Below are 20,148 nucleotides of genomic sequence, written 5' to 3'. Positions count from 1 at the left end.
CTTTGGTTGATCTGCTGCATCTAAAATTACATTATCAAAACGCCAATCATTATGAATAATGCAGGTTTTGCTATCAGCAGGCGTATGCTTACCAAGCCATTGTCTTACCAGTGCAAAGCTTGGTACGTTAGGCGTCTTGGCTTTGACATAGCGCTTATCCCAGCCACTTACTTGGCGCTCACAGTAGCCATCACCGCGACCAAGGGTCACCAATTCAGGATGCTCTTTATAATCTACTTGATGCAATTCAACCAAAGCATCGATGACATTTGTACATAGCGTACGTGTTTGCTCTGGATCTAAATCAATACCTTTTGGTAAATTGGCACGCGGAATAATGCCTTCCATGCGCTCCATGACATAAAAATCAGCACCGATAACGTCTTCATTGGTACATAGCGCGACCATTTTTGGTACATAAGGATAAGCGTCTTTTAAGGCTTTTTGAACGGTGTATTCTCGTACCATATCATGCGCAGATTTGGCTTTGGTGCCTTTTGGTGGGCGACGCAAGATTAAGTCTTGGTTTTTCCCTTCACCATCATATTGCAAGCGATAAGTCCAGTTTGAAGCGCCACCTGAGAATTGAGTAACCGTAGGTTCGCCTTGAATGTCGACACCTTGGTCGCGTAACCATGAGCTGACAGCTTGTGCATCAAGCTCTTCGCCCTCTCGCACTTCGCCACCTTTATCTAATACTTTATTAGGTGTTTGTTTATCGGTAGCAGTATTTTTGGCAGAATTAACAGTTGCCATGAGATATTCCTTATCGTGTGGTCACTTATTGGTTTTTCGTTAAAAGGCTTATGATTTAAAAATTCACTATCAAATAATCAATAGTGAATTTTTAGTTAGCATCATTATTAACTTAATTCTGAGTACCTCTAAGCGATCAGATTATGAGTAATCAGAGCCAGTGGTAACAAAGTCAGTAGTAATAAATATTATGCTTTGACAGGTGTAGACGAACGGCTAAAACCCTGACGTTTCAATTCTAATTTCGCAATCATGGTTTTATGTACTTCATCAGGACCATCGGCTAAGCGTAGCGCACGTGCTTGAGCAAAGAAACTTGGCAACATCGTGTCTTGGCAAACGCCCATACCACCATGAATCTGGATTGCCATATCGACCACATCTTGTAAGACTGTTGGCGCGACGACTTTAATGGCAGAGATTTCAGTGAGTGCCGCTTTCGTTCCTTGCGCGTCCATCTTTTGCGCCGCATATAGCGTTAATAGACGCGCTTGATCAATTTTAATGCGCGCATCAGCGATACGTTCGAAGTTACCGCCCAATTGTAGCAATGGCTTACCAAAAGCAGTACGTTCCATGCCGCGCTTAACCGCAAGCTCTAGCGACTTTTCGGCGGCACCAATACAGCGCATACAGTGATGAATCCGACCTGGCCCTAGGCGACCTTGCGCAATCTCAAAGCCCATACCTGGTCCACCAATAAAGTGACTGACTGGCACGCGTACCTCATTGAAGCTGACTTCGCCATGACCATGTGGTGCATCATAATCACCAAATACTTTAAGCATACGCTCGATGTTTACACCCGCTGTTTTTGCCGGCACTAACACCATAGAATGTTGATGATGACGGTCTTTACTTTCATCAGGGGTATATGCCATAACAATCAATACATCAACCGCAGGATCACCGAGACCAGATGACCACCATTTACTACCATTGATGATAATCTCATCCCCTTTCACCACAGCCGTCGCTTGCATATTGGTCGCATCACTTGATGCCACATCAGGCTCAGTCATACAAAATACAGAGCGCGTCTTACCTTCTAATATAGGCGTTAACCATTTGTCTTGCTGCTCTTGCGAGCCATAACGCCATAGCAGTTCCATGTTGCCACTATCAGGCGCATTACAGTTAAATACATAAGGTGCTAGCAAACTGCGACCCGTCAATTCTGCAATCGGTGCATAATCCGTAACCGAAAGCCCTGCGCCCAATTCATCATCAGGTAAGAATAAATTCCATAGACCTGCTTCGCGTGCTTGTTTGCGCAAGCTTTCGTACTTTGCTGGCCACTGCCAATTTTTCCAATTACCATCAGGATTTTGCTCATGACAATCTTGCCAAAATTGCGCTTCTATTGGTTCAATTTGCGTCTCAATAAACGCTTTGACTTTGGCATGCATGGCTTGGCCATGTTCTGTTGCGGTAAACATTAAGGTGTTTGTAGACATAGATGACATCCCTTTCCTTGATGATTGTCTTAATCAAGCTTTTATAAAAAGCTTAATTAAAATTTTATAGTGTACGTACGTATACTCTCATTGGTATCCTATATTTATAACACAGGGATTATTAATAAACAGCAAAAAGGCGCGACCCGCTGGGACACGCCTTTTACAAAATACAAACAATGGATGGATTAGAGTCAAATCACTACAGCATTACCCTCTAAAAGCTCATCTAGAAAGCTACTTTAAAATATTTAAACGGCTATTGAAATCAAAGCGCATCAAAGCATCGGGTAGTTTCTCAACTGCCATATTTAACGTTGCTTCTGCGGCTTGTGACAACCCTAATTTTTCTGCTAGTGTTGGCTTTTGGCGTGAATGCAGTGCATAGACGTCGTTGTTTTCCATACGCTCTAACAGATAACTATCTGATGTCTGTAATTTATCGACTAGGTTCAAATGCAGCGCATCTTCGCCATACCAATGCTCGCCTGTCGCGACTTTATCCACATCAAGCATACCGCGATAACGATTAACAAAGTGCTTAAATAACTCGTGCGTTTGCTCTAACTCTTCTTGATATTTGGCACGATCTTCGTCGTCATTTTCACCAAACATAGTCACCGTGCGTTTATAATCACCAGCCGTAAACATCTCATAATCTACATCATGATTTTTGAGCCATTTATGGAAATTAGGCAATTGTGACACCACACCGATAGAACCAATAATGGCAAATGGCGCAGCCACGATATTGTCCGCTACGCAGGCCATCATATAACCGCCACTAGCTGCAACTTTATCGACACATACTGTTAGTTTAAAGCCGGCATCTTTTAGGCGAGCCAATTGTGCTGCTGCTAGTCCATAACCATGTACTAACCCACCGCCTGATTCTAAGCGCACGACGACTTCATCGCCTTTATTCGCCGTACTAATAAGCGTGCTAATTTCTTCACGTAGATGTTTGACAGCAGTTGCTTTAATATCGCCATCAAAGTCGAGTACAAAGACTTGTTGCTTATTATCGGTATTTTTCTTCTTGTTTTTGGTTTTTAGCGCTTGTTTTGCTTTCTTAGTCATCGTTTTTTTGAATTGCTTGAGGGCAGCTTTACCTTGGGTTGCTTCCATCAGGTCTTCGCGGCGTTGCTCTTGATTCTTATTTAGATGTATAACTCTTAACTCAACGGGGTTTTTAGAGGGATAAAAAAGCATGAATACGATTCCTTCAATGATTAAGATAATTTTAGTATGATTTTATAAGTTAGGCTGATATGTGCACGCTAGCTGATATTTTCAAGCAAAAGAACAATATTTAACTTAATGCAATTGTTACAGCATAAATACGCCATATACCTATCCTTGCTGAGCTTTGATTGGGCTGATTCGGTTGTATAACAAAGGCATATTAGGCATAATATGCCTTTACACTAAATTTTCTGTAGCCAACGTGATGACTATTTGTCTTAATCGCGTTGTTTGTGCTTTTTAGCGGATAGCTTGAATCGCGCAACGATGGCTGCATGATTGTATTTCGAATTGGGCTGACAACTGGATAACCTTATTATGACGCAAAGCATTATGACGCATAGCGAATACCGAGACGAATATTGCGGAGCCGTAACCGAAAGCTTAATAGAGCAAACCATTAGTGTCGTAGGCTGGGTACATCGTCGTCGCGATCACGGTGGAGTAATTTTCTTAGACATGCGTGACCGCGCTGGTATCTTGCAGGTAGTCGTCGATCCTGATACCCCAGAAGCGTTCGCTACTGCTGATGCGGTACGTCCAGAATACGTGCTAAAAATTACGGGACGCGTACGTCGCCGTTATGAAGGTACTGAAAACAATAATATGACCAGTGGTCACATTGAGCTATTGGCTAAAGAAATTGAAGTGTTGGCAAAGTCTGAAACGCCGCCATTCCCATTAAATGATGAGAAAACCACGGTATCAGAAGACTTGCGTCTAAAATATCGCTATCTTGATATGCGTCGTCCGCAAATGCAAGATCGCATGGTATTCCGCGCTAAAGCTACCTCAGCGATTCGTCGTTATCTAGATGACCATGGGTTTTTAGACGTTGAAACGCCTATCTTAACTCGTGCAACGCCAGAAGGTGCGCGTGATTATCTTGTTCCTTCGCGTACACGTCCGGGTAACTTTTTTGCCTTACCGCAGTCACCGCAGCTATTTAAACAATTATTGATGGTGGCAGGTTTTGACCGCTATTATCAAATTGCCAAATGTTTCCGTGATGAAGATTTACGTGCTGACCGTCAGCCTGAATTTACCCAAGTAGATATCGAGACTTCCTTCTTAAATGAAGAAGAAATCATGAATATCAACGAAGGTCTTATCAAGCATGTCTTTAAGACCATGATGGACGTTGAGTTTGAGCAATTCCCACGTATGACCTACGCGGAAGCGATGCGTGACTATGCTTCAGATAAGCCTGACTTACGTATTCCGCTTAAATTGATCGACGTTGCCGACTTGATGAAAGACGTTGATTTTAAAGTATTTGCTGGTCCTGCTAACGATCCTAAAGGTCGTGTTGCTGCCCTACGCATACCTGGTGGCGCCTCATTAAGCCGTAAACAAATCGATGCTTATACCAAGTTCGTTGGTATCTATGGCGCGCGCGGTTTGGCTTATATTAAAGTCAATGACGCTAGTAAAATCAACAACGGCGTGGACAAAGAGTCTGGTCTACAGTCTCCGATCATTAAAAATATGACGGATGATGTATTGGTTAGTTTAATCGAACGTACTGCTGCAGAAGATGGCGATATCATCTTCTTTGGTGCGGATAAAGCCAGTGTGGTAAATGATGCAATCGGTGCACTACGTCAGAAAATCGGTCTAGACCTTGAAATGACAACTTGTCAGTGGGCACCGCTTTGGGTGACTGACTTCCCGATGTTTGAAGAGACTGACGATGGAAAATGGACGTCAATGCATCATCCGTTTACTAAGCCTAAAGGGACAGTACAGGAGCTAAAAGACAGCCCAGAAACTGCGCTATCTATTGCTTATGATATGGTCTTAAACGGTACAGAAATTGGCGGTGGTAGCTTACGTATCAACACCTTTGATATGCAGCAAGCGGTACTTGAGGCTTTAGGTATCGGCGCGCAAGAGGCTGAAGACAAGTTCGGCTTCTTGCTCGATGCGCTAAAATTTGGTGCGCCGCCGCATGGTGGCTTGGCTTTTGGTTTAGATCGCTTAATTATGTTGATGGTAGGCGCGGACTCCATTCGTGATGTCATCGCTTTCCCAAAAACTAAAACTGCTGAGTGTCCACTAACTCAAGCACCTGCGGAAGTAGATAGCAAGCAGCTACGTGAGCTTGGTATTCGTGTGCGTGAAAAGGTGCAAGCTGACACCAACAAACCTGCTGAATAAATGGTCTGATAATGCGCAGATATTTTTTACAGTGCTTATTATGTGATTCGTCACCATGTGAATGGTCATGAATCCGTATCATATTTTCAAAATCGTGCCACTGTCTATTTTGCAGATGCTGGCACGTTTTGCTGCTTGGGTAATTTTAAGGATGCCAAGCGCTAGTATCATGCGCACTGTTAAAATCAACATAGCGCTGATTGCGCCTGCGTTATCTGATCTGCAAAAACAAGCGTTAATCAAAGAGATTATCTATCATCAATGCTTGACCAGCATTGAGTCGATCAAAAGCTGGGCAATGCCACCTAAATGGAGTATCGCGCAAATTCGTGACGTCCATAATAAAGACATTTTACTTGACGGACTTGCCAGCTCTAACGGCATGCTCGCGATCGTACCGCATCTAGGTACGTGGGAGATGATGAATGCTTGGCTCAATCAATTTGGCTCGCCAACCATCATGTATAAACCCGTAAAAGGTGACATTACCAACGATTTCATATTACAAGGTCGTGCCCGCCTCAATGCGACGTTAGTACCGACGGATGGTAGCGGGGTAAAGGCAGTATTTAAAACACTCAAACAAGGTGGCTTTAGTATTGTCTTACCCGACCACGTTCCTGATCCATCGGGCGGTGTCATCGTGCCCTTTTTCGGTGTTGAGACGTTAACCAGTACCCTTGCCTCTAAACTTGCTAGTAAAACTAAGTGCGCACTGGTCGGATTGGCATGTATTCGCCGTGATGACGGAGGTGGCTTTGATATTTATTGCTATAAACTCGATGACCCAGCATTATATGATCGAAATACTGAAACGGCGGCTTATGCGCTCAATCTAGCAATGCAACGTATGATTGAAGACAATTACAGTCATTATATGTGGGGCTATCGACGCTTTAAGCATATCCCTATGATAGATAATCCCTATAATGTTGATGACGCTGATTTAGCAGAATTTATTCGTACCTATCACGCTAGAGTCGATAATAAATAACATCGACACAGTGAGATTCGCATGCTACTGACTGCTCTGACTACTGGTATTAGCTGACTTTTATACTCTTTATTAAACCTTTAATAGCTAGTCCCTTATTTATATAAATATGAGTGCACTATGGCAACTGACGTAAATCAAAATTCATTAACCAATCAAACGCTAACAGACAGCAAAAATTCTGAACAGCGTTACATCATTTGTATGAAATGGGGTGAGAAATACGGTGCTGAATATGTCAACCGCCTCTATAATATGGTTCGTCGTAATCTGACCTTAGACTTTCAGATGGTCTGCTTAACCGATGACAGCACTGGTATTGACCCGGCTGTTATTTGTCATCCGATACCTGAGATTAATTTACCTGCTGGACCTGAGCGTGGCTGGAAAAAGCTCACTACTTTTAAGCCAGAATTATATGACCTCAAAGGCGTCGCATTATTTTTAGATATTGATATCGTGATCGTTGATAATATCGATGGCTTTTTTACTTATGAAGCTGAGCACGAAGACAGCGTAGTGATTATCCGTGACTGGAAAAAACCGTGGCGTATGATTGGTAATAGCTCGGTATATCGCTTTAATATCGGTATGGGTACTTATCCTGACTTGCTCGCAAACTTTGAGCGTAACTTTGATACGATTCGACAACAAGTTCGTCATGAGCAAGCTTACCTGTCTAATTATTTACGTGAGCATCATCATCTTGAATATTGGGATAAAGACTGGTGTATCAGCTTTAAATACCAGTGTATCGCGCCCATTCCTTTTAACTTCGTACGCGCGCCTACTCTACCTGATGGCGCAAAAATTGTTATCTTTCATGGTGAGATTAATCCACCCGATGCCATTAATGGCGGTGGCGGTAAATGGTATCGTCACGTGAAACCGAGTCCTTGGCTAAAGGCGTATTGGGTATAAATACCAATACAGGCGTCGAAAATAATAGACATCGAAAATATCTGGAGTTGAACTTGGCATTACCTCCTATCGTTGAGTTTGACATTAACAATCAAATCGTATCTATTCATGCCTTTAATGCAGCAGATACTCAGCAAAACTTAAATAAGCAAGCCGTCAATATTATTGCTTCAGGTCCGTCTATTGTTGACGTAGATTTTACCGATTTATTAGCCACTGCAACTATTTTTATTAATGGTAGCATTAGTCTCACCGCTCAGCACCACTTTACCAATATCGTCGGTTATGTCATTAGCGATGCACGCTTTATTTTGCATCAGTACGATATCTTAGAAAAGTATTATACCGGTCAGCCGTTATATGCCACTTTGGCGGTACTAGAAGCATTAGCCATTGCTCATCCTCAGATAATAGAAAACTACCATCATCAGATACGTATTATTTATCCTGTCGATAGACCTTGGGGCGTTAAAGCAAATGATTCAGAATTTAGTCGTTTGCTGCTAAAAAAAGACTCACAACTCCAAGCGCTCAATAGAAAAACACCACTATCAGCATTTGCTCAGCACCCTCAATTTGTTATCGATAGCCATCATCAGCCAGTATCTATCGGACTGTCTTTAGACATGACTCACGGTTTTGTAGAAGCAGGAACCGTTACTTATGTTGCTACACAGTTGGCTTATTCACGTGGTGCTGGCGCCATCCATTTATATGGTCTTGATCTGTTAAATAGCAATGAGCCACGTTTTTACGAAGATAAAGAGCGTAGCGCGCCGACTGTGCTTAACAATGTTATCAGCAATACCATTGTGCCATCGTTCAACTTATTGGCTAAAACCTATCAGCAACTTGGCGTGAACATTGTTAATCATTCTCCTATCTCTAAATCTCTCTTCAACTTTAATTAATATCATTTTTTACTCCTTCAGCAAAATCTAAATACTGCTTGGCTATATGACTTGGCAATAGCTGCTGATTCAACGGAACCTTATAGTGATTCAAATTATCTATTGCCTGATTTATCAGTGCTGCTAATGCGTTGATATCGCCGACAGGCACTAAGTTTTTCTTTGGCAGTAGCTCTCTTGGGCCAAAGGGACAATCCGTACTGATGACAGGCACATTTAATGCTTGCGCCTCGACGATCACATAGCCAAAGCCTTCAAACTCAGAAGTCATTACTAGCAACGCTGCTGCTGCAATAAACGGATAGGGATTGGACTGAAACCCTAAAAAGTGAACACAGTCATCAATGCCCAGCTCAATAGCCAACCGTTTCATTTCAGCTTCAAGTCGTCCTTTCCCCACCAATACCAAAGGTAGCTTTCGTTGGGTTTTAGCATAGGCTTGTAATAATTCTCGATGACCTTTCATCGTATCGAATGATGCTACATGAATAATATACATTTTATCAATCAAGCCAAACTGCTCGATAGTTAACGGTTGATCAGCAGCTTTTTGAATCTCATTAACATCACATGGATTATAAATCGTTGTCGTTCTATTCAAGTTGCCTATTAACGCTAATAAGTCTTGGCGTGCACCTTCGCTGACACAACTACACGGATGAGCACCATAGACGATTTTTAAATGAGCAATAGTTTGAGCAGGGATGGTCGCTAGCTCTTCTTGAAACTGTTTGGATAATGCGGTATGTAATACATTGACAATGTTTGGTAGTTGGCTATACGCCATGATCCAGTTGACTTTGTAGATGTTAGCAAAAACTAAATCAGGCGTTCCTATGTTCTTTAGGACATAGGAATCTATGCGCTCAGCAACCTTTTTATAAACATCGGCCTGCTCAGACTCTGTCTCAAATAGCGGCTGATTGTAGGGCACGACATGATACTGAATGCGAGAGTCTAGTCGCATGTCCTGCGACTTTTCTAAGCACAGAACATGAACATGATAGCTCATCTCAATATAAGCACGTGCCAATGTCGTGACCATACGTTCAGCGCCCCGCCCTTCCAATGCTTTTAATATCAGTAATATAATAGGTCGATTTGTAGACGTCATAGTAAGGTATCTTTCGTATTTGTGATGCATATCTTGTTATAATTAGCTCTCAAAAAGTATGTACTGCTGATAAACCAGTCGGTTAATTATTGCAGCGCTCTTGCTTTGTATGCTAGTCTCCTCTATTTTTAGATTAAGACCAAGCATATATTAAGATATATACTTATCAGTAAAAAAACACTCTTTCTTATGATGTCATTAAGCTTGAGTATTTTAGCTGTAGTAATAAGCACTATTTTAATGCAGGTCAAAAATTGTTGTTAGGAGAATATTAGGTATGCAGAAACCTAAAACAAAAATACAAAATTTTTTTTCATTCAACCAACATCGAAAACGTTTTGGATCGTCAAAGGTTGTCTCTGATATTCATAATACTGAATGGCAAGTTATGAAAAAATGCATTATCAGTGGTGATACTGCTAAACATACTCATGGTGCTGATAAAAATCTAAAACAGCATACTGAAAACCTGAAGAAAGAGTTTGTTGGGCAGCCTGAATTAAACTATCATCATGCTATATTAATTTTACTTATTCGTCGCGATGTTAATGTAGACAAAAATTTTCTTCAGTTTCAGGAGCTTTGGCTACAAGAACATGGTTTTTTATTAGCCTCGCTCAATACTCGTTGGCTTATATCAGCTTGCGATACATTTATTGATCATAGCAATGACGACCACCTCAAAGCCTTATTAATCAATGCTGTTATATTGGTTAATACGATTAAGCTACAAGAGAGTGAGCGCTACTTAACTGCAACTGATAGTGCTAAGCCAGATGAGGAACGCCAAGCTTCTTTGCAAAATGAGAGATTGGCTTTATTTGATGGGGTCGCAGGATTTGCTGTTGGCACTGATGACACGCTACGTAATATGCGGTGGCGTTTAGATAAGTTGGCACAATCTCATCCACTAGGCGACTTAGTTATTGAGATATTTGAACGAGTTCAAAAACCCGAGGCTGATACGGTATATTCTCGTTTCCGTGCTTTGCATCATCGTGATAAAACTGCTTGGTGGACGGAATAAAAACAATGCCTAATCAATCAAAAATAGCTGCTTTAGTAATCAACCTAGATAGTGCTCAAGAGCGCTGCGACTTTCAAGAAAAACAATTATATAAACTGGGTATAGATTATCAACGTTGGGAAGCGAACTCTGTTGATAGCTTAACAGATGATGAATACGAAAAGTGGGCAAATGATTGGCAGCGTAAACTTCGCCGTACAGAAGTAGCCTGTTTTTTAAGTCATTATCGAGCTTGGCAGTATATTGTTGATAGTGGAAAACCGTTTTTAATTCTTGAAGATGATGCTCTATTATCTCAAGACTTGCCAAAGACTCTTCTTGAGATAAGTGGCAATCAAGATATTAAATATAATCATATAACCTTTGAAACTCGTGGACGTAAGAAGTTGATTAGCAAGCAAGGCTTTGATCTTCGTGACAGTATTGCGCTACACAAGTTATTTTTAGATAAAACTGGGGCTGCCGCCTACTTATTAACGCCAATAGGTGCAAAAATACTGATTGATCATGTCGTTAAATATGGTGCGGGTTTAGCTGATGCGCTACTTTGCCATACCAAGCTATTAAAAAGCATGCAATCTGTACCCGCTCTCGCTATCCAAATGGATATGGCTACTCATTACGGACTGCCCGAGTTACAATGCGATAGTATCGCTACTAGTAACATCTCAACTCCAAGTAATATCAAACCGATTTCTAATAGCATAACCAACACATTAAAGTATAAATCGAAACGTATTAGTGCACAATTAGGTATGGGCGTTAATCAATTAAAAAACTCGTCAGATGGTTGCTATAAAGAAATTATACCTAATAATGATAGCTTCAAATACTTGCGTTGTTTAATCGATAGTTAAATTTTTGTACCGCCAAAGGCAATATGTTTATGCAAAAACAGAAAGTATGTTTTTTAGGATTTTTTCCTGATTATGAGTATCTTTTTTTTAAAGAAATTGAGAATGAAACTCTAGATATTAGCTTCTTTAATCCAATAGATATTACTGAAACAAAAAAATGGTTTAAAAAACTACCAAGATATTTTAAAAATAAATATCATAGAAAACTGATAAAAAAACATATTAAAGAAAATACCAATACGACTTTTATCTTTACTGAACATCGATTGGTGCTTCAATCAATACTCAACTATCTAGAGAATGTAACAAAGCCTGATTTTAGAGGCGTCTTATTAATAAGAAACCCTCTTAACGATAATCACAAAGTTAGGCTACTATTACCCCAACTAGAAAAATACGATGTAAATATTTTTACTTTTGATAAGGTTGATGCTGAAAGATATGGTTATAGATCTTATTCACAATTCGCATCTAAATTATCTCAAGTCTCAGATATAACAATAACTTATGACTTTAGCTTCGTTGGAAGAGATAAAGGTCGTAGTGAGATGTTAAACAATTTAAAAACTCAGCTTGAGGATATGGGTTATCGTTGCAATTTTGACATTCGCTCAATTGATCAGCCTAATATTTCATATATTGATTACCTAAAAGTATCATTATCTGCAACTTGTATGATTGAAATACTTCAAGAAAACCAGTCAGGTATGACTTTACGAGCTATAGAAGCCATGCTTTACGGTCGTAAGTTATTAACTAATAACACTAATATTAAAGAAGAGCCACTCTATGATGCATCTGACATATTGGTTTGTGATAATAATTTAAATCTTGAAAAAATACACCAGTTTATGAGCATTACTACGAGAGATCTGGACACTCAAAAATCTATCAACTCTCATGAATCAGCGACTGTTATAAAATCTATAATCGAATCGATTAACAAATAGTGAGTTTACAATGAAGTTGGCTAAAACCTTAACTTTTCCAATAATCGGTGATAGTAGAGGCTCTTTAATTGCTCTTGAAGCCTTTGAAAACATTCCTTTTGACATCAAACGAGTATATTATGTTTTTGATACTTTAGTTGATGTCTCTCGAGGTTTCCATGCTCATCGAAATCTAAAACAAGTATTAATCTGTGTAAAGGGCAGCTGCAGGATTTTACTCAATGATGGTAATAGTAAAGATAATATTATCCTTGATAATCCTCAAAGCGGCTTGTTCATTGAAGGTTTAGTTTGGCATGAGATGCATGATTTCTCTGAAGATTGTGTATTACTGGTATTAGCCAGTGACTACTATGACGAAAGCGACTATGTTAGGGACTATGATAATTTTTTAGAGCTGGTAAAACTATGAGTTTTATTCATGATTTAGCAGACGTAGCCAAATGTAAAATTGGTGAAGGCACAAAAATTTGGCAGTTTGTAGTGATCCTTAAAGGTGCTGAGATAGGTCGAAACTGTAATATTTGCGCTCACACATTAATTGAAGGTGATGTGATTATTGGTAATAACGTCACCATAAAATCAGGAGTATATATTTGGGATGGTACACGTATTGCTGACGATGTTTTTATCGGGCCAAATGCTACTTTAACCAATGACTTAATGCCTCGCTCTAAGCAATACCCTGATTCTTTTTCAGGCATTAGATTGGAAAAAGGCTCGAGTATTGGTGCTAACGCTACACTATTACCAGGTATTACAATAGGTAAAGAGGCTATGGTTGGCGCCGGCGCAGTTGTTACCCAAGACGTTCCTGAATATGCAGTTGTTATCGGTAACCCAGCAAAAATTATTAGGTATATAAAATGATCTCGTTTCTTGATCTCCAAGCTATTAATGCTCAGTATCGCAATGAGCTTATCACTGCATGCACTCGCGTTATTGACTCAGGTTGGTATATTAATGGTAATGAGCTTGAACAGTTCGAACATGACTTTGCCAAGTATTGTGGCACTAAGCATGCTATTGGTGTTGCTAATGGTTTGGACGCTCTAACTCTTACCTTAAGGGCTTGGAAAGAACTTGGTAAGCTTCAAGATGGAGATGAAATTATCGTTCCATCGAATACTTATATTGCGAGTATTTTAGCAATTAGTGCCAACAATTTAATACCCGTTCTGGTTGAACCAGATATCACAACTTATAATATTTGCCCTGATAAAATTCAAGCTGCCATTACAGATAGAACAAAAGCAGTATTACCGGTTCATCTATACGGACGTTTAGCTGATATGCCAGCTATTATAGATATTGCTAAACGCTATAATTTACTAGTCCTAGAAGATGCTGCCCAAGCTCACGGCGCAAGTATTCACGGTAAAAAGGCAGGCAACTGGGGTGATGCATCAGGATTTAGTTTTTATCCAGGTAAAAACTTAGGCGCACTAGGTGATGCAGGAGCAATAACGACTAATGATGATGAGCTTACCAATACGTTGCGTGCTCTACGTAACTACGGCTCACATGAAAAATATAAGAACCTCTTTCAAGGTGTAAACAGCCGATTAGACGAAATGCAGGCAGCTATGCTCAGTGTGAAGTTACAGCATCTTGATACAGAAATTGCTCATCGCCGTAAAATTGCGAAAGCTTATATTGAGGGTATTGATAATCCAGCGATAATACTGCCCTCTCAGCAAGATAAAAACCATGTTTGGCATGTGTTTGTAATTCGCTGTAAGCAACGAGATGCGCTACAGAATTACTTAGCTGAAAATGGTGTACAGACATTAATACATTATCCAATTCCACCACACCAACAGCAAGCTTATAAAGAATGGAATAACTTAGGCTTTCCTATTTCAGAAAAAATACATAAAGAAGTATTAAGTTTACCAATTGGACCTACGATTACAGATAACCAAGTGATTAAGATAATATCAAGTATAAATAACTTTAATCAGGTTAGTTAACTATGAATAATTTAATATCAATAATTATGCCTGTATATAACTCAGAAAAATATTTACAAGAGTCTATCGAATCAGTAATTGATCAAGAATATAAAAATTGGGAGCTAATTTGTATAAATGATGGCTCTACTGACGACTCATTAGACATACTTATGAAGTATGAAAAAAAACATCATAATATCAAATTTTATAATCAGAAAAATGCAGGACCTGCCCAAGCAAGAAAATTAGGAATAGGTAAGTCAAAAGGTGAGTACATTTCATACTTGGACTCAGATGATGTGTATAGTAAAGATTATTTATATGAAACACTGAGTCAAGCCTTAGCAACTGATGCTGATGTAACTATGCCTATTTTAATTGCAGATTGGCAAAGTGACAATGAGTATAACTTTAATACTAAGCATAATTTAAATTATGGTGAAGAAATCCTACCGTCATCAGCATTTTTAAGGACATTTCTATGGAGTGTTCATGGTCTCTGTTTATATAAAGCATGTCACATTAAAAAATATGCACTTACAGATATTAGTGATGTTAATAATTTTAATGCTGACGAGTATTTAACAAGATTCTTGCTATTATTTGCTAATAAAATAGTGATTAGCAAAGGAGAATACTATTACCGCTGTAATATGCAATCAATAACAAGAAGGTTCTCTATAAGTCAGTTCTCTTCTTTAGAGGTAGATAAATTACTTTTTGAACTAGCTTTACGAGAAAATTTCAGCTATGAAGATTTAGCTGTTATCGCTGAGCATCTTTTTTTAAACAAAATGAGACTTAAAAAAACTTACTTAAATAATTTCAACTCTCTATATGAGAATGACATACTTAAAATAGATAGTTATTTCAAAAATATTCGTGAAAAACCATACTTAAAAATGAACGGTCTAAAAAAAATGAGACATTACATGTATCTTAAAACAGAAGGCGAACTATTAATACGTTATTCTATATTACGTAAAATATTAAAAAGTAAATAATCTTAAATCGCATACTGCCTAATTATATTATATTAAAAGCTCCCATTTCAAAGTTGACTCTATGAAAAATAAAAAAACATTGGTCTCTATAGTAATACCTTGCTATAACCATGACAGTTTTGTACAAGATGCAATTCAAAGCGTTGTAGATCAAACATATAAAAATATTGAGCTTATTATTATTGATGATGGCTCTAAAGATGAATCTGTGATAAAAATTCAGGAAATGATTGATGTTTGTCGCGAAAGATTCACCAGATTCGAGTTTAGATCTAGACCCAATAAAGGCTTGAGTGCAACTTTGAATGAGGCTATAAAATGGTGTGATGGGAAATATTATGCAGCTATTGCTTCTGACGATATAATTCTACAGCATAAAACTCAGATACAAGTCGAGTATTTAGAAGATCATCCAGAAATAACTTCCTTATCTGCTAATGTAGATATTATTGATGAAAATAATAATAGTGTTGGAAGCATACGTAGACCAACAAAAGAAGCGTTCTTCAAGGAAATATTCTTAAGTAACTTTCTTTTAACACCTCCTCAAATGCATAGACTAGAAGCTGTTAAAAGTGTTGGAGGCTATAATGAGAATGTTATTATTGAAGATTGGTATATGTGGCTTAAGTTAGCTCATTCCGGTAAACGAATCATGTTCCTAGATGATGTAGTTTGCTTATACCGTATGCATCCAACTAATACATCAAAAAACACAATAGCTCTTCTTAAGTCTCAAATACAGATATGCGATGATTTTAAGGATAGCAGCTATTACTACTATGCTGTATACAAACTAGAAAGACAAATCATAAGTGAATTATACAAAGAAAATGGAAATAGATTAAGTTATAGATATAAAAAATTAATATCAAAAATTAAATACTACTTATTTAATTTAAAAAATTATAAATTATAAATATTTTTATATTTTTCATGCTTAAAAAGCCTATATCTTACTCTAGTCATAAAATTTTTATGCTTACTTATTCTTTTTTTCTCTTTCTTTTCCTCAAGGTTTCGGTGAGCATAAGCGCCAATCAACAGGTTCTGAAAATAAATACCATTCTCAATATAAAAATCATAATGTTTGCTATATATTTTAAACATATTTTCAGATACCTTATCTTTATTCGTAGTATTAGATACAGAAGATAAGTCTTTTCGTTGTCTGTAATAAAATAAGGTTTCTGGCAGTTTACACAACTTACCACCATTTTTAACTAAGGAAATATATAAGTCCCAATCTTCAAATTGATTTAGACTTTCATCAAAGCCGCCAATTTTATCAAATTCAGATTTACGTATAAGCGCTGAAATATAAATACAATTTCTATATAGGAAGTCTGGCAGCTTAAACTCAGGTAGCTTCCATTGTTCATTTTTTGCATCAAAAAAATCTGCCCTACTATATACCGCCGCTATACTTTTGTCTTTTTCAGCCACTTCACAACATTTTTCAATATATGTATGGGCAATTTTATCATCGGAATCTAAGAAAACTAAATACTCGCCTAAAGCATGCTTCATAGCATTGTTACGAGCGATGATATTATAAGTATTTTGTTGTATGATTACTTTTAATTGAGAATGCTTTTTTTGATTTTCTTTCAGCTTTTGTAAGGTATCATCCGTTGAACCATCATCGATAGCAATAACTTCAATGTTTTGATATGTTTGACTGAATACACTATCTAATGTTTCTTGAATATACTCAGCTGTGTTATAACAGGGGATAATAACAGAAACTAAAGGCATGTTAGTTATACTAGCCATGACAAAGACCCTTTTGCTAAATTTGAACATTTAGATCTTATAAATAAAGATAAAAATGTTATGATTTGAATCTTTTAATATAATAGCATATTACAGAGTAATAATAGGTAAAAACACTTTAATGAACATACTAATTACAGGCGGTGCAGGCTTTATCGGTTCAGCCGTTATTCGTCACATTATAGCCAATACTACAGACACCGTTTTAAATATAGATAAGCTTACCTATGCTGGTAATCTCGAATCATTGGCCAGCGTATCAGACAGCACACGCTATCAGTTTTCCCAAACCGATATTTGCGATCAACAAGCTATGGAAGCACACTTTACTGGTTTTCAGCCAGATATCGTCATGCACTTAGCGGCAGAATCGCATGTTGACCGCTCTATCACTGGTTCAGCCGCTTTCATGCAAACCAATATTATTGGCACACATACCCTATTAGAAGTGGCAAGACATTATTATGAGACCCTAAGCGACGATAAAAAAAGCAGCTTCCGCTTTCATCATATCTCAACTGATGAGGTCTACGGAGATTTAGAAGGTACAGATGATTTATTTACTGAAACCACCTCTTATGCGCCAAGCTCTCCCTACTCAGCCAGCAAGGCAAGCTCAGACCATCTCGTACGTGCTTGGGATCGAACTTACGGCCTACCAGTGGTAATTACCAACTGCTCTAACAACTATGGTCCTTATCATTTCCCAGAAAAACTAATACCGTTAGTCATTCTAAACGCATTAGCGGGTAAACCTCTGCCTGTATACGGTAATGGACAACAGATTCGAGACTGGTTATACGTTGAAGATCATGCCCGTGCCTTATACTTAGTCGCTACCGAAGGTGAAACAGGTGAAACCTATAATATTGGTGGGCACAATGAGCATACTAATATTGAGGTCGTGCAAACGATCTGTGAGTTATTAGAGGAGCTAGCACCAAATAAACCTCACGGTATTATAAGTTATGCTGAGCTCATTACTTATGTGAAAGATCGTCCTGGACATGACTTGCGTTATGCCATTGACGCCAGTAAAATTCAGCAATCATTGGGATGGACACCACAAGAAACTTTCAGCTCAGGTTTACGCCAAACCGTCCTATGGTATCTGGATAATTCAGAATGGGTTGAGCATGTGCAAAGTGGTGAATATCAACACTGGGTAAATCAGCAGTATCAATAATAGATAAAGCCAACAAAAAGACTGACAAATCGATTATGAATATTATTTTACTTGGTAAAAATGGCCAAGTTGGCTGGGAGTTACAACGTGCCTTGCAACCACTAGGAAACGTTATTTCTTTGGATCGTCAAATAAATAATCATGGGTTGTGTGGTGATATAGTCAACTTTACGGCTATAGAACAGCTCTATGCCACCATAAAGCCTGATGTAGTTATCAACGCAGCCGCTTATACTGCTGTAGATAAAGCTGAAAGTGACTATAAACAGGCTGATTTAATCAATCATTTAGCGGTTAAGCACTTAGCTAATATGTCTAAGCGCTATAATAGCTTGCTGATTAATTACTCTAGTGATTATGTGTTTGATGGTACGCTAGATACGCCTTGGTCAGAAACAGATAATAGAATGCCCATAAATAACTATGGCAAAACTAAGTATGATGGAGAAATTGCTTTAGAGCAAAGTGGTGCAAGATTTATTAACTTTCGCACCAGTTGGGTATATGGCACCCATGGTAATAACTTTATTAAAACTATGCTAAAGCTTGCTCAAAACAAAGAAGAGCTTAATATGATTGCTGATCAAATCGGTGCACCAACTGCGGCAGCTTTGATTGCTGATATTACTGCACAAGCACTGCGTTACTACTTATTAAATGAACACCCCAGCAGTCTTCATGGACACTATAACTTAGCAGCAAAAGGTGAATGTTCGTGGTTTGATTATGCTGAGTTTATCTTTGCGACCGCACAAAAAGAAATGGGTACAAAATTACTCATAAAACAGCTGAACCCTATTCCAACATCAGAATATCTTACCCCTGCAACACGTCCGCTCAACTCGCGTTTAAATACTAAAAAACTACAAACCCAATTTCAACTGCATTTGCCGCATTGGCAACAAGGTGTTGCTCAAGTATTAGGAGAGTTATTATTATGATTCAAACCAACCGTAAAGGTATTATTCTGGCTGGGGGCTCCGGTTCACGCTTGCACCCCATCACGTTAGGCACATCCAAACAGCTTCTGCCGATCTATGATAAGCCTATGATTTATTATCCCTTGTCGGTATTGATGCTCGCAGGTATTCGAGAGATTTTAATCATATCCACTCCTGAAGACTTACCAAATTTTGAAAAGCTACTTGGTAATGGTGATGATTTGGGAATAGAACTATCCTATAAAGTTCAGCCTTCACCTGATGGTCTAGCTCAAGCATTTATCTTGGGTGAAGAGTTTATTGGTGATGATAATGTTTGCTTAGTATTAGGAGATAACATCTTCTACGGGCAAAGCTTTAGCCAGCAATTACGCCGAGCGACTGAACAAGAAGCAGGAGCGACAGTATTTGGTTACTATGTGAGTGATCCTGAGCGTTTTGGTGTAGTAGAGTTCGACCAAGATGGCAAAGCACTCAGTATTGAAGAGAAACCAAATCACCCTAAATCAAGTTATGCAGTGACCGGTTTATATTTTTATGACAATCAAGTGGTAGACATTGCTAAAAATGTGCAACCATCACATCGTGGTGAATTAGAAATCACTGACATCAACAACGCTTACTTAGAACGACAGCAACTGAATGTTGAACTTCTAGGGCGTGGCTTTGCTTGGCTGGATACTGGAACTCACGATTCATTGCTAGAGGCTGGTCAATTTGTGCAAACGATTGAGCATCGTCAAGGCCTTAAAGTAGCGTGTCTTGAAGAAATTTCTTACCACAATGATTGGATTGATGATGCCCAATTGCTAGAACGTGCTAACTTTTTCAAAAAGACAGGCTATGGGCAATATTTATTAAAATTACATCAAGAGCATCAACACTAAATTCATA

At 38.6% G+C, this 20,148-nt stretch carries 20 protein-coding genes; 15 read left to right on the top strand and 5 right to left on the bottom strand.

The genetic code is table 11. The features are described 5' to 3' along the window. From CAN34_RS03025 to sohB, 3 genes are all read right to left on the bottom strand, one after another. Positions 1 to 756: phosphotransferase family protein (locus CAN34_RS03025; protein WP_133063014.1), on the bottom strand; the 756-nt coding region annotated here is incomplete at its 3' end. A gap of 188 nt (positions 757 to 944) precedes the next feature. Continuing rightward, complete coding sequence (locus tag CAN34_RS03020; protein ID WP_174668338.1) at positions 945 to 2,195, bottom strand: acyl-CoA dehydrogenase family protein; 1,251 nt, start codon at positions 2,193 to 2,195, stop codon at positions 945 to 947. Positions 2,196 to 2,450: 255 nt separating this feature from the next. Then, positions 2,451 to 3,443: a protease SohB gene (gene sohB, locus CAN34_RS03015; RefSeq protein ID WP_302476508.1), complete on the bottom strand. Its 993-nt coding sequence runs from the start codon at positions 3,441 to 3,443 to the stop codon at positions 2,451 to 2,453. Between the two features lie 348 nt (positions 3,444 to 3,791). On the opposite strand from sohB, the gene aspS reads away from it, so the two are divergent. The 4 genes from aspS to CAN34_RS02995 all read left to right on the top strand — a co-directional run bounded on the left by aspS (position 3,792) and on the right by CAN34_RS02995 (position 8,444). Continuing rightward, positions 3,792 to 5,618, top strand: a complete 1,827-nt coding sequence (gene aspS, locus CAN34_RS03010; RefSeq protein ID WP_089554392.1) for an aspartate--tRNA ligase — start codon at positions 3,792 to 3,794, stop codon at positions 5,616 to 5,618. Positions 5,619 to 5,685: 67 nt separating this feature from the next. Beyond that, the gene (locus CAN34_RS03005; RefSeq protein WP_089554387.1) at positions 5,686 to 6,612 is read left to right on the top strand and encodes a lysophospholipid acyltransferase family protein; all 927 of its coding nucleotides are present in this window, start codon (positions 5,686 to 5,688) and stop codon (positions 6,610 to 6,612) included. Positions 6,613 to 6,732: 120 nt separating this feature from the next. Next, complete coding sequence (locus CAN34_RS03000) at positions 6,733 to 7,533, top strand: glycosyltransferase (protein WP_089554386.1); 801 nt, start codon at positions 6,733 to 6,735, stop codon at positions 7,531 to 7,533. Continuing rightward, entirely contained in the window at positions 7,482 to 8,444 is a 963-nt protein-coding gene (locus CAN34_RS02995) for a hypothetical protein (RefSeq protein ID WP_254423059.1), read from the top strand. The genes CAN34_RS03000 and CAN34_RS02995 overlap by 52 nt, the downstream gene beginning before the upstream one ends. Here CAN34_RS02995 and CAN34_RS02990 read toward each other — a convergent pair. Next, a complete protein-coding gene (locus tag CAN34_RS02990; protein WP_089554385.1) occupies positions 8,437 to 9,558 on the bottom strand; it encodes a glycosyltransferase in 1,122 nt (373 codons plus the stop codon). The genes CAN34_RS02995 and CAN34_RS02990 overlap by 8 nt on opposite strands. A gap of 277 nt (positions 9,559 to 9,835) precedes the next feature. Between CAN34_RS02990 and CAN34_RS02985 the strand changes: the two genes are divergently transcribed. From CAN34_RS02985 to CAN34_RS02950, 8 genes are all read left to right on the top strand, one after another. After that, positions 9,836 to 10,585: a hypothetical protein gene (locus CAN34_RS02985; protein ID WP_089554384.1), complete on the top strand. Its 750-nt coding sequence runs from the start codon at positions 9,836 to 9,838 to the stop codon at positions 10,583 to 10,585. A gap of 5 nt (positions 10,586 to 10,590) precedes the next feature. Further along, positions 10,591 to 11,442 carry a glycosyltransferase family 25 protein gene (locus CAN34_RS02980; RefSeq protein ID WP_089554383.1) on the top strand — a complete coding sequence of 284 codons (852 nt, stop codon included), beginning with the start codon at positions 10,591 to 10,593 and terminating at the stop codon, positions 11,440 to 11,442. Between the two features lie 29 nt (positions 11,443 to 11,471). Then, on the top strand, positions 11,472 to 12,392 hold the full coding sequence (locus CAN34_RS02975; protein WP_089554382.1) for a hypothetical protein: 921 nt from the start codon (positions 11,472 to 11,474) through the stop codon (positions 12,390 to 12,392). A gap of 10 nt (positions 12,393 to 12,402) precedes the next feature. Next, a complete protein-coding gene (locus CAN34_RS14650; protein WP_089554381.1) occupies positions 12,403 to 12,804 on the top strand; it encodes an FdtA/QdtA family cupin domain-containing protein in 402 nt (133 codons plus the stop codon). Beyond that, the gene (locus CAN34_RS14645; RefSeq protein ID WP_089554380.1) at positions 12,801 to 13,262 is read left to right on the top strand and encodes an acyltransferase; all 462 of its coding nucleotides are present in this window, start codon (positions 12,801 to 12,803) and stop codon (positions 13,260 to 13,262) included. The genes CAN34_RS14650 and CAN34_RS14645 overlap by 4 nt, the downstream gene beginning before the upstream one ends. Further along, positions 13,259 to 14,365, top strand: a complete 1,107-nt coding sequence (locus CAN34_RS02960) for a DegT/DnrJ/EryC1/StrS aminotransferase family protein (RefSeq protein WP_089554379.1) — start codon at positions 13,259 to 13,261, stop codon at positions 14,363 to 14,365. The genes CAN34_RS14645 and CAN34_RS02960 overlap by 4 nt, the downstream gene beginning before the upstream one ends. A gap of 2 nt (positions 14,366 to 14,367) precedes the next feature. Then, on the top strand, positions 14,368 to 15,351 hold the full coding sequence (locus tag CAN34_RS02955) for a glycosyltransferase family 2 protein (RefSeq protein WP_089554378.1): 984 nt from the start codon (positions 14,368 to 14,370) through the stop codon (positions 15,349 to 15,351). 61 nt (positions 15,352 to 15,412) lie between these two features. Continuing rightward, on the top strand, positions 15,413 to 16,270 hold the full coding sequence (locus CAN34_RS02950) for a glycosyltransferase (RefSeq protein ID WP_089554377.1): 858 nt from the start codon (positions 15,413 to 15,415) through the stop codon (positions 16,268 to 16,270). On the opposite strand, the gene CAN34_RS02945 is transcribed toward CAN34_RS02950, so the two are convergent. After that, complete coding sequence (locus CAN34_RS02945; RefSeq protein WP_165767602.1) at positions 16,258 to 17,127, bottom strand: glycosyltransferase; 870 nt, start codon at positions 17,125 to 17,127, stop codon at positions 16,258 to 16,260. The two genes, CAN34_RS02950 and CAN34_RS02945, sit on opposite strands and share 13 nt — an antisense overlap. Positions 17,128 to 17,248: 121 nt before the next feature. Here CAN34_RS02945 and rfbB point away from each other — a divergent pair, with 121 nt between their 5' ends. From rfbB to rfbA, 3 genes are read left to right on the top strand one after another with little or no spacing between them, the layout of a single operon-like run. Then, on the top strand, positions 17,249 to 18,313 hold the full coding sequence (gene rfbB / locus CAN34_RS02940) for a dTDP-glucose 4,6-dehydratase (protein WP_089554375.1): 1,065 nt from the start codon (positions 17,249 to 17,251) through the stop codon (positions 18,311 to 18,313). A gap of 35 nt (positions 18,314 to 18,348) precedes the next feature. Further along, positions 18,349 to 19,254 (top strand): dTDP-4-dehydrorhamnose reductase, encoded by a 906-nt coding sequence (gene rfbD, locus CAN34_RS02935; protein WP_089554374.1) that lies wholly within the window; start codon positions 18,349 to 18,351, stop codon positions 19,252 to 19,254. Beyond that, positions 19,251 to 20,141 carry a glucose-1-phosphate thymidylyltransferase RfbA gene (gene rfbA / locus CAN34_RS02930; protein ID WP_089554373.1) on the top strand — a complete coding sequence of 297 codons (891 nt, stop codon included), beginning with the start codon at positions 19,251 to 19,253 and terminating at the stop codon, positions 20,139 to 20,141. The genes rfbD and rfbA overlap by 4 nt, the downstream gene beginning before the upstream one ends. The last annotated feature ends 7 nt before the right edge of the window (positions 20,142 to 20,148 follow it).

Source organism: Psychrobacter sp. DAB_AL32B (assembly GCF_002224105.1).
GTDB lineage: Bacteria > Pseudomonadota > Gammaproteobacteria > Pseudomonadales > Moraxellaceae > Psychrobacter.
This window is presented reverse-complemented; position numbering and strand designations above follow the sequence as displayed.

What these genes read in the sequence shown, in the direction of transcription:
- aspS (WP_089554392.1), top strand. Translation starts at nt 3,792, where the DNA reads ATGACGCATAGCGAATACCGAGACGAATATTGCGGAGCCGTAACCGAA.
- rfbD (WP_089554374.1), top strand. Translation starts at nt 18,349, where the DNA reads ATGAATATTATTTTACTTGGTAAAAATGGCCAAGTTGGCTGGGAGTTA.
- CAN34_RS02990 (WP_089554385.1), bottom strand. Translation starts at nt 9,558, where the DNA reads ATGACGTCTACAAATCGACCTATTATATTACTGATATTAAAAGCATTG.
- CAN34_RS02975 (WP_089554382.1), top strand. Translation starts at nt 11,472, where the DNA reads ATGCAAAAACAGAAAGTATGTTTTTTAGGATTTTTTCCTGATTATGAG.
- CAN34_RS03020 (WP_174668338.1), bottom strand. Translation starts at nt 2,195, where the DNA reads ATGTTTACCGCAACAGAACATGGCCAAGCCATGCATGCCAAAGTCAAA.
- CAN34_RS02985 (WP_089554384.1), top strand. Translation starts at nt 9,836, where the DNA reads ATGCAGAAACCTAAAACAAAAATACAAAATTTTTTTTCATTCAACCAA.
- CAN34_RS02960 (WP_089554379.1), top strand. Translation starts at nt 13,259, where the DNA reads ATGATCTCGTTTCTTGATCTCCAAGCTATTAATGCTCAGTATCGCAAT.
- CAN34_RS03000 (WP_089554386.1), top strand. Translation starts at nt 6,733, where the DNA reads ATGGCAACTGACGTAAATCAAAATTCATTAACCAATCAAACGCTAACA.
- CAN34_RS14650 (WP_089554381.1), top strand. Translation starts at nt 12,403, where the DNA reads ATGAAGTTGGCTAAAACCTTAACTTTTCCAATAATCGGTGATAGTAGA.
- rfbB (WP_089554375.1), top strand. Translation starts at nt 17,249, where the DNA reads ATGAACATACTAATTACAGGCGGTGCAGGCTTTATCGGTTCAGCCGTT.
- CAN34_RS02955 (WP_089554378.1), top strand. Translation starts at nt 14,368, where the DNA reads ATGAATAATTTAATATCAATAATTATGCCTGTATATAACTCAGAAAAA.
- CAN34_RS02950 (WP_089554377.1), top strand. Translation starts at nt 15,413, where the DNA reads ATGAAAAATAAAAAAACATTGGTCTCTATAGTAATACCTTGCTATAAC.
- CAN34_RS02995 (WP_254423059.1), top strand. Translation starts at nt 7,482, where the DNA reads ATGGTATCGTCACGTGAAACCGAGTCCTTGGCTAAAGGCGTATTGGGT.
- CAN34_RS03005 (WP_089554387.1), top strand. Translation starts at nt 5,686, where the DNA reads ATGAATCCGTATCATATTTTCAAAATCGTGCCACTGTCTATTTTGCAG.
- CAN34_RS02980 (WP_089554383.1), top strand. Translation starts at nt 10,591, where the DNA reads ATGCCTAATCAATCAAAAATAGCTGCTTTAGTAATCAACCTAGATAGT.
- rfbA (WP_089554373.1), top strand. Translation starts at nt 19,251, where the DNA reads ATGATTCAAACCAACCGTAAAGGTATTATTCTGGCTGGGGGCTCCGGT.
- CAN34_RS14645 (WP_089554380.1), top strand. Translation starts at nt 12,801, where the DNA reads ATGAGTTTTATTCATGATTTAGCAGACGTAGCCAAATGTAAAATTGGT.
- CAN34_RS02945 (WP_165767602.1), bottom strand. Translation starts at nt 17,127, where the DNA reads ATGGCTAGTATAACTAACATGCCTTTAGTTTCTGTTATTATCCCCTGT.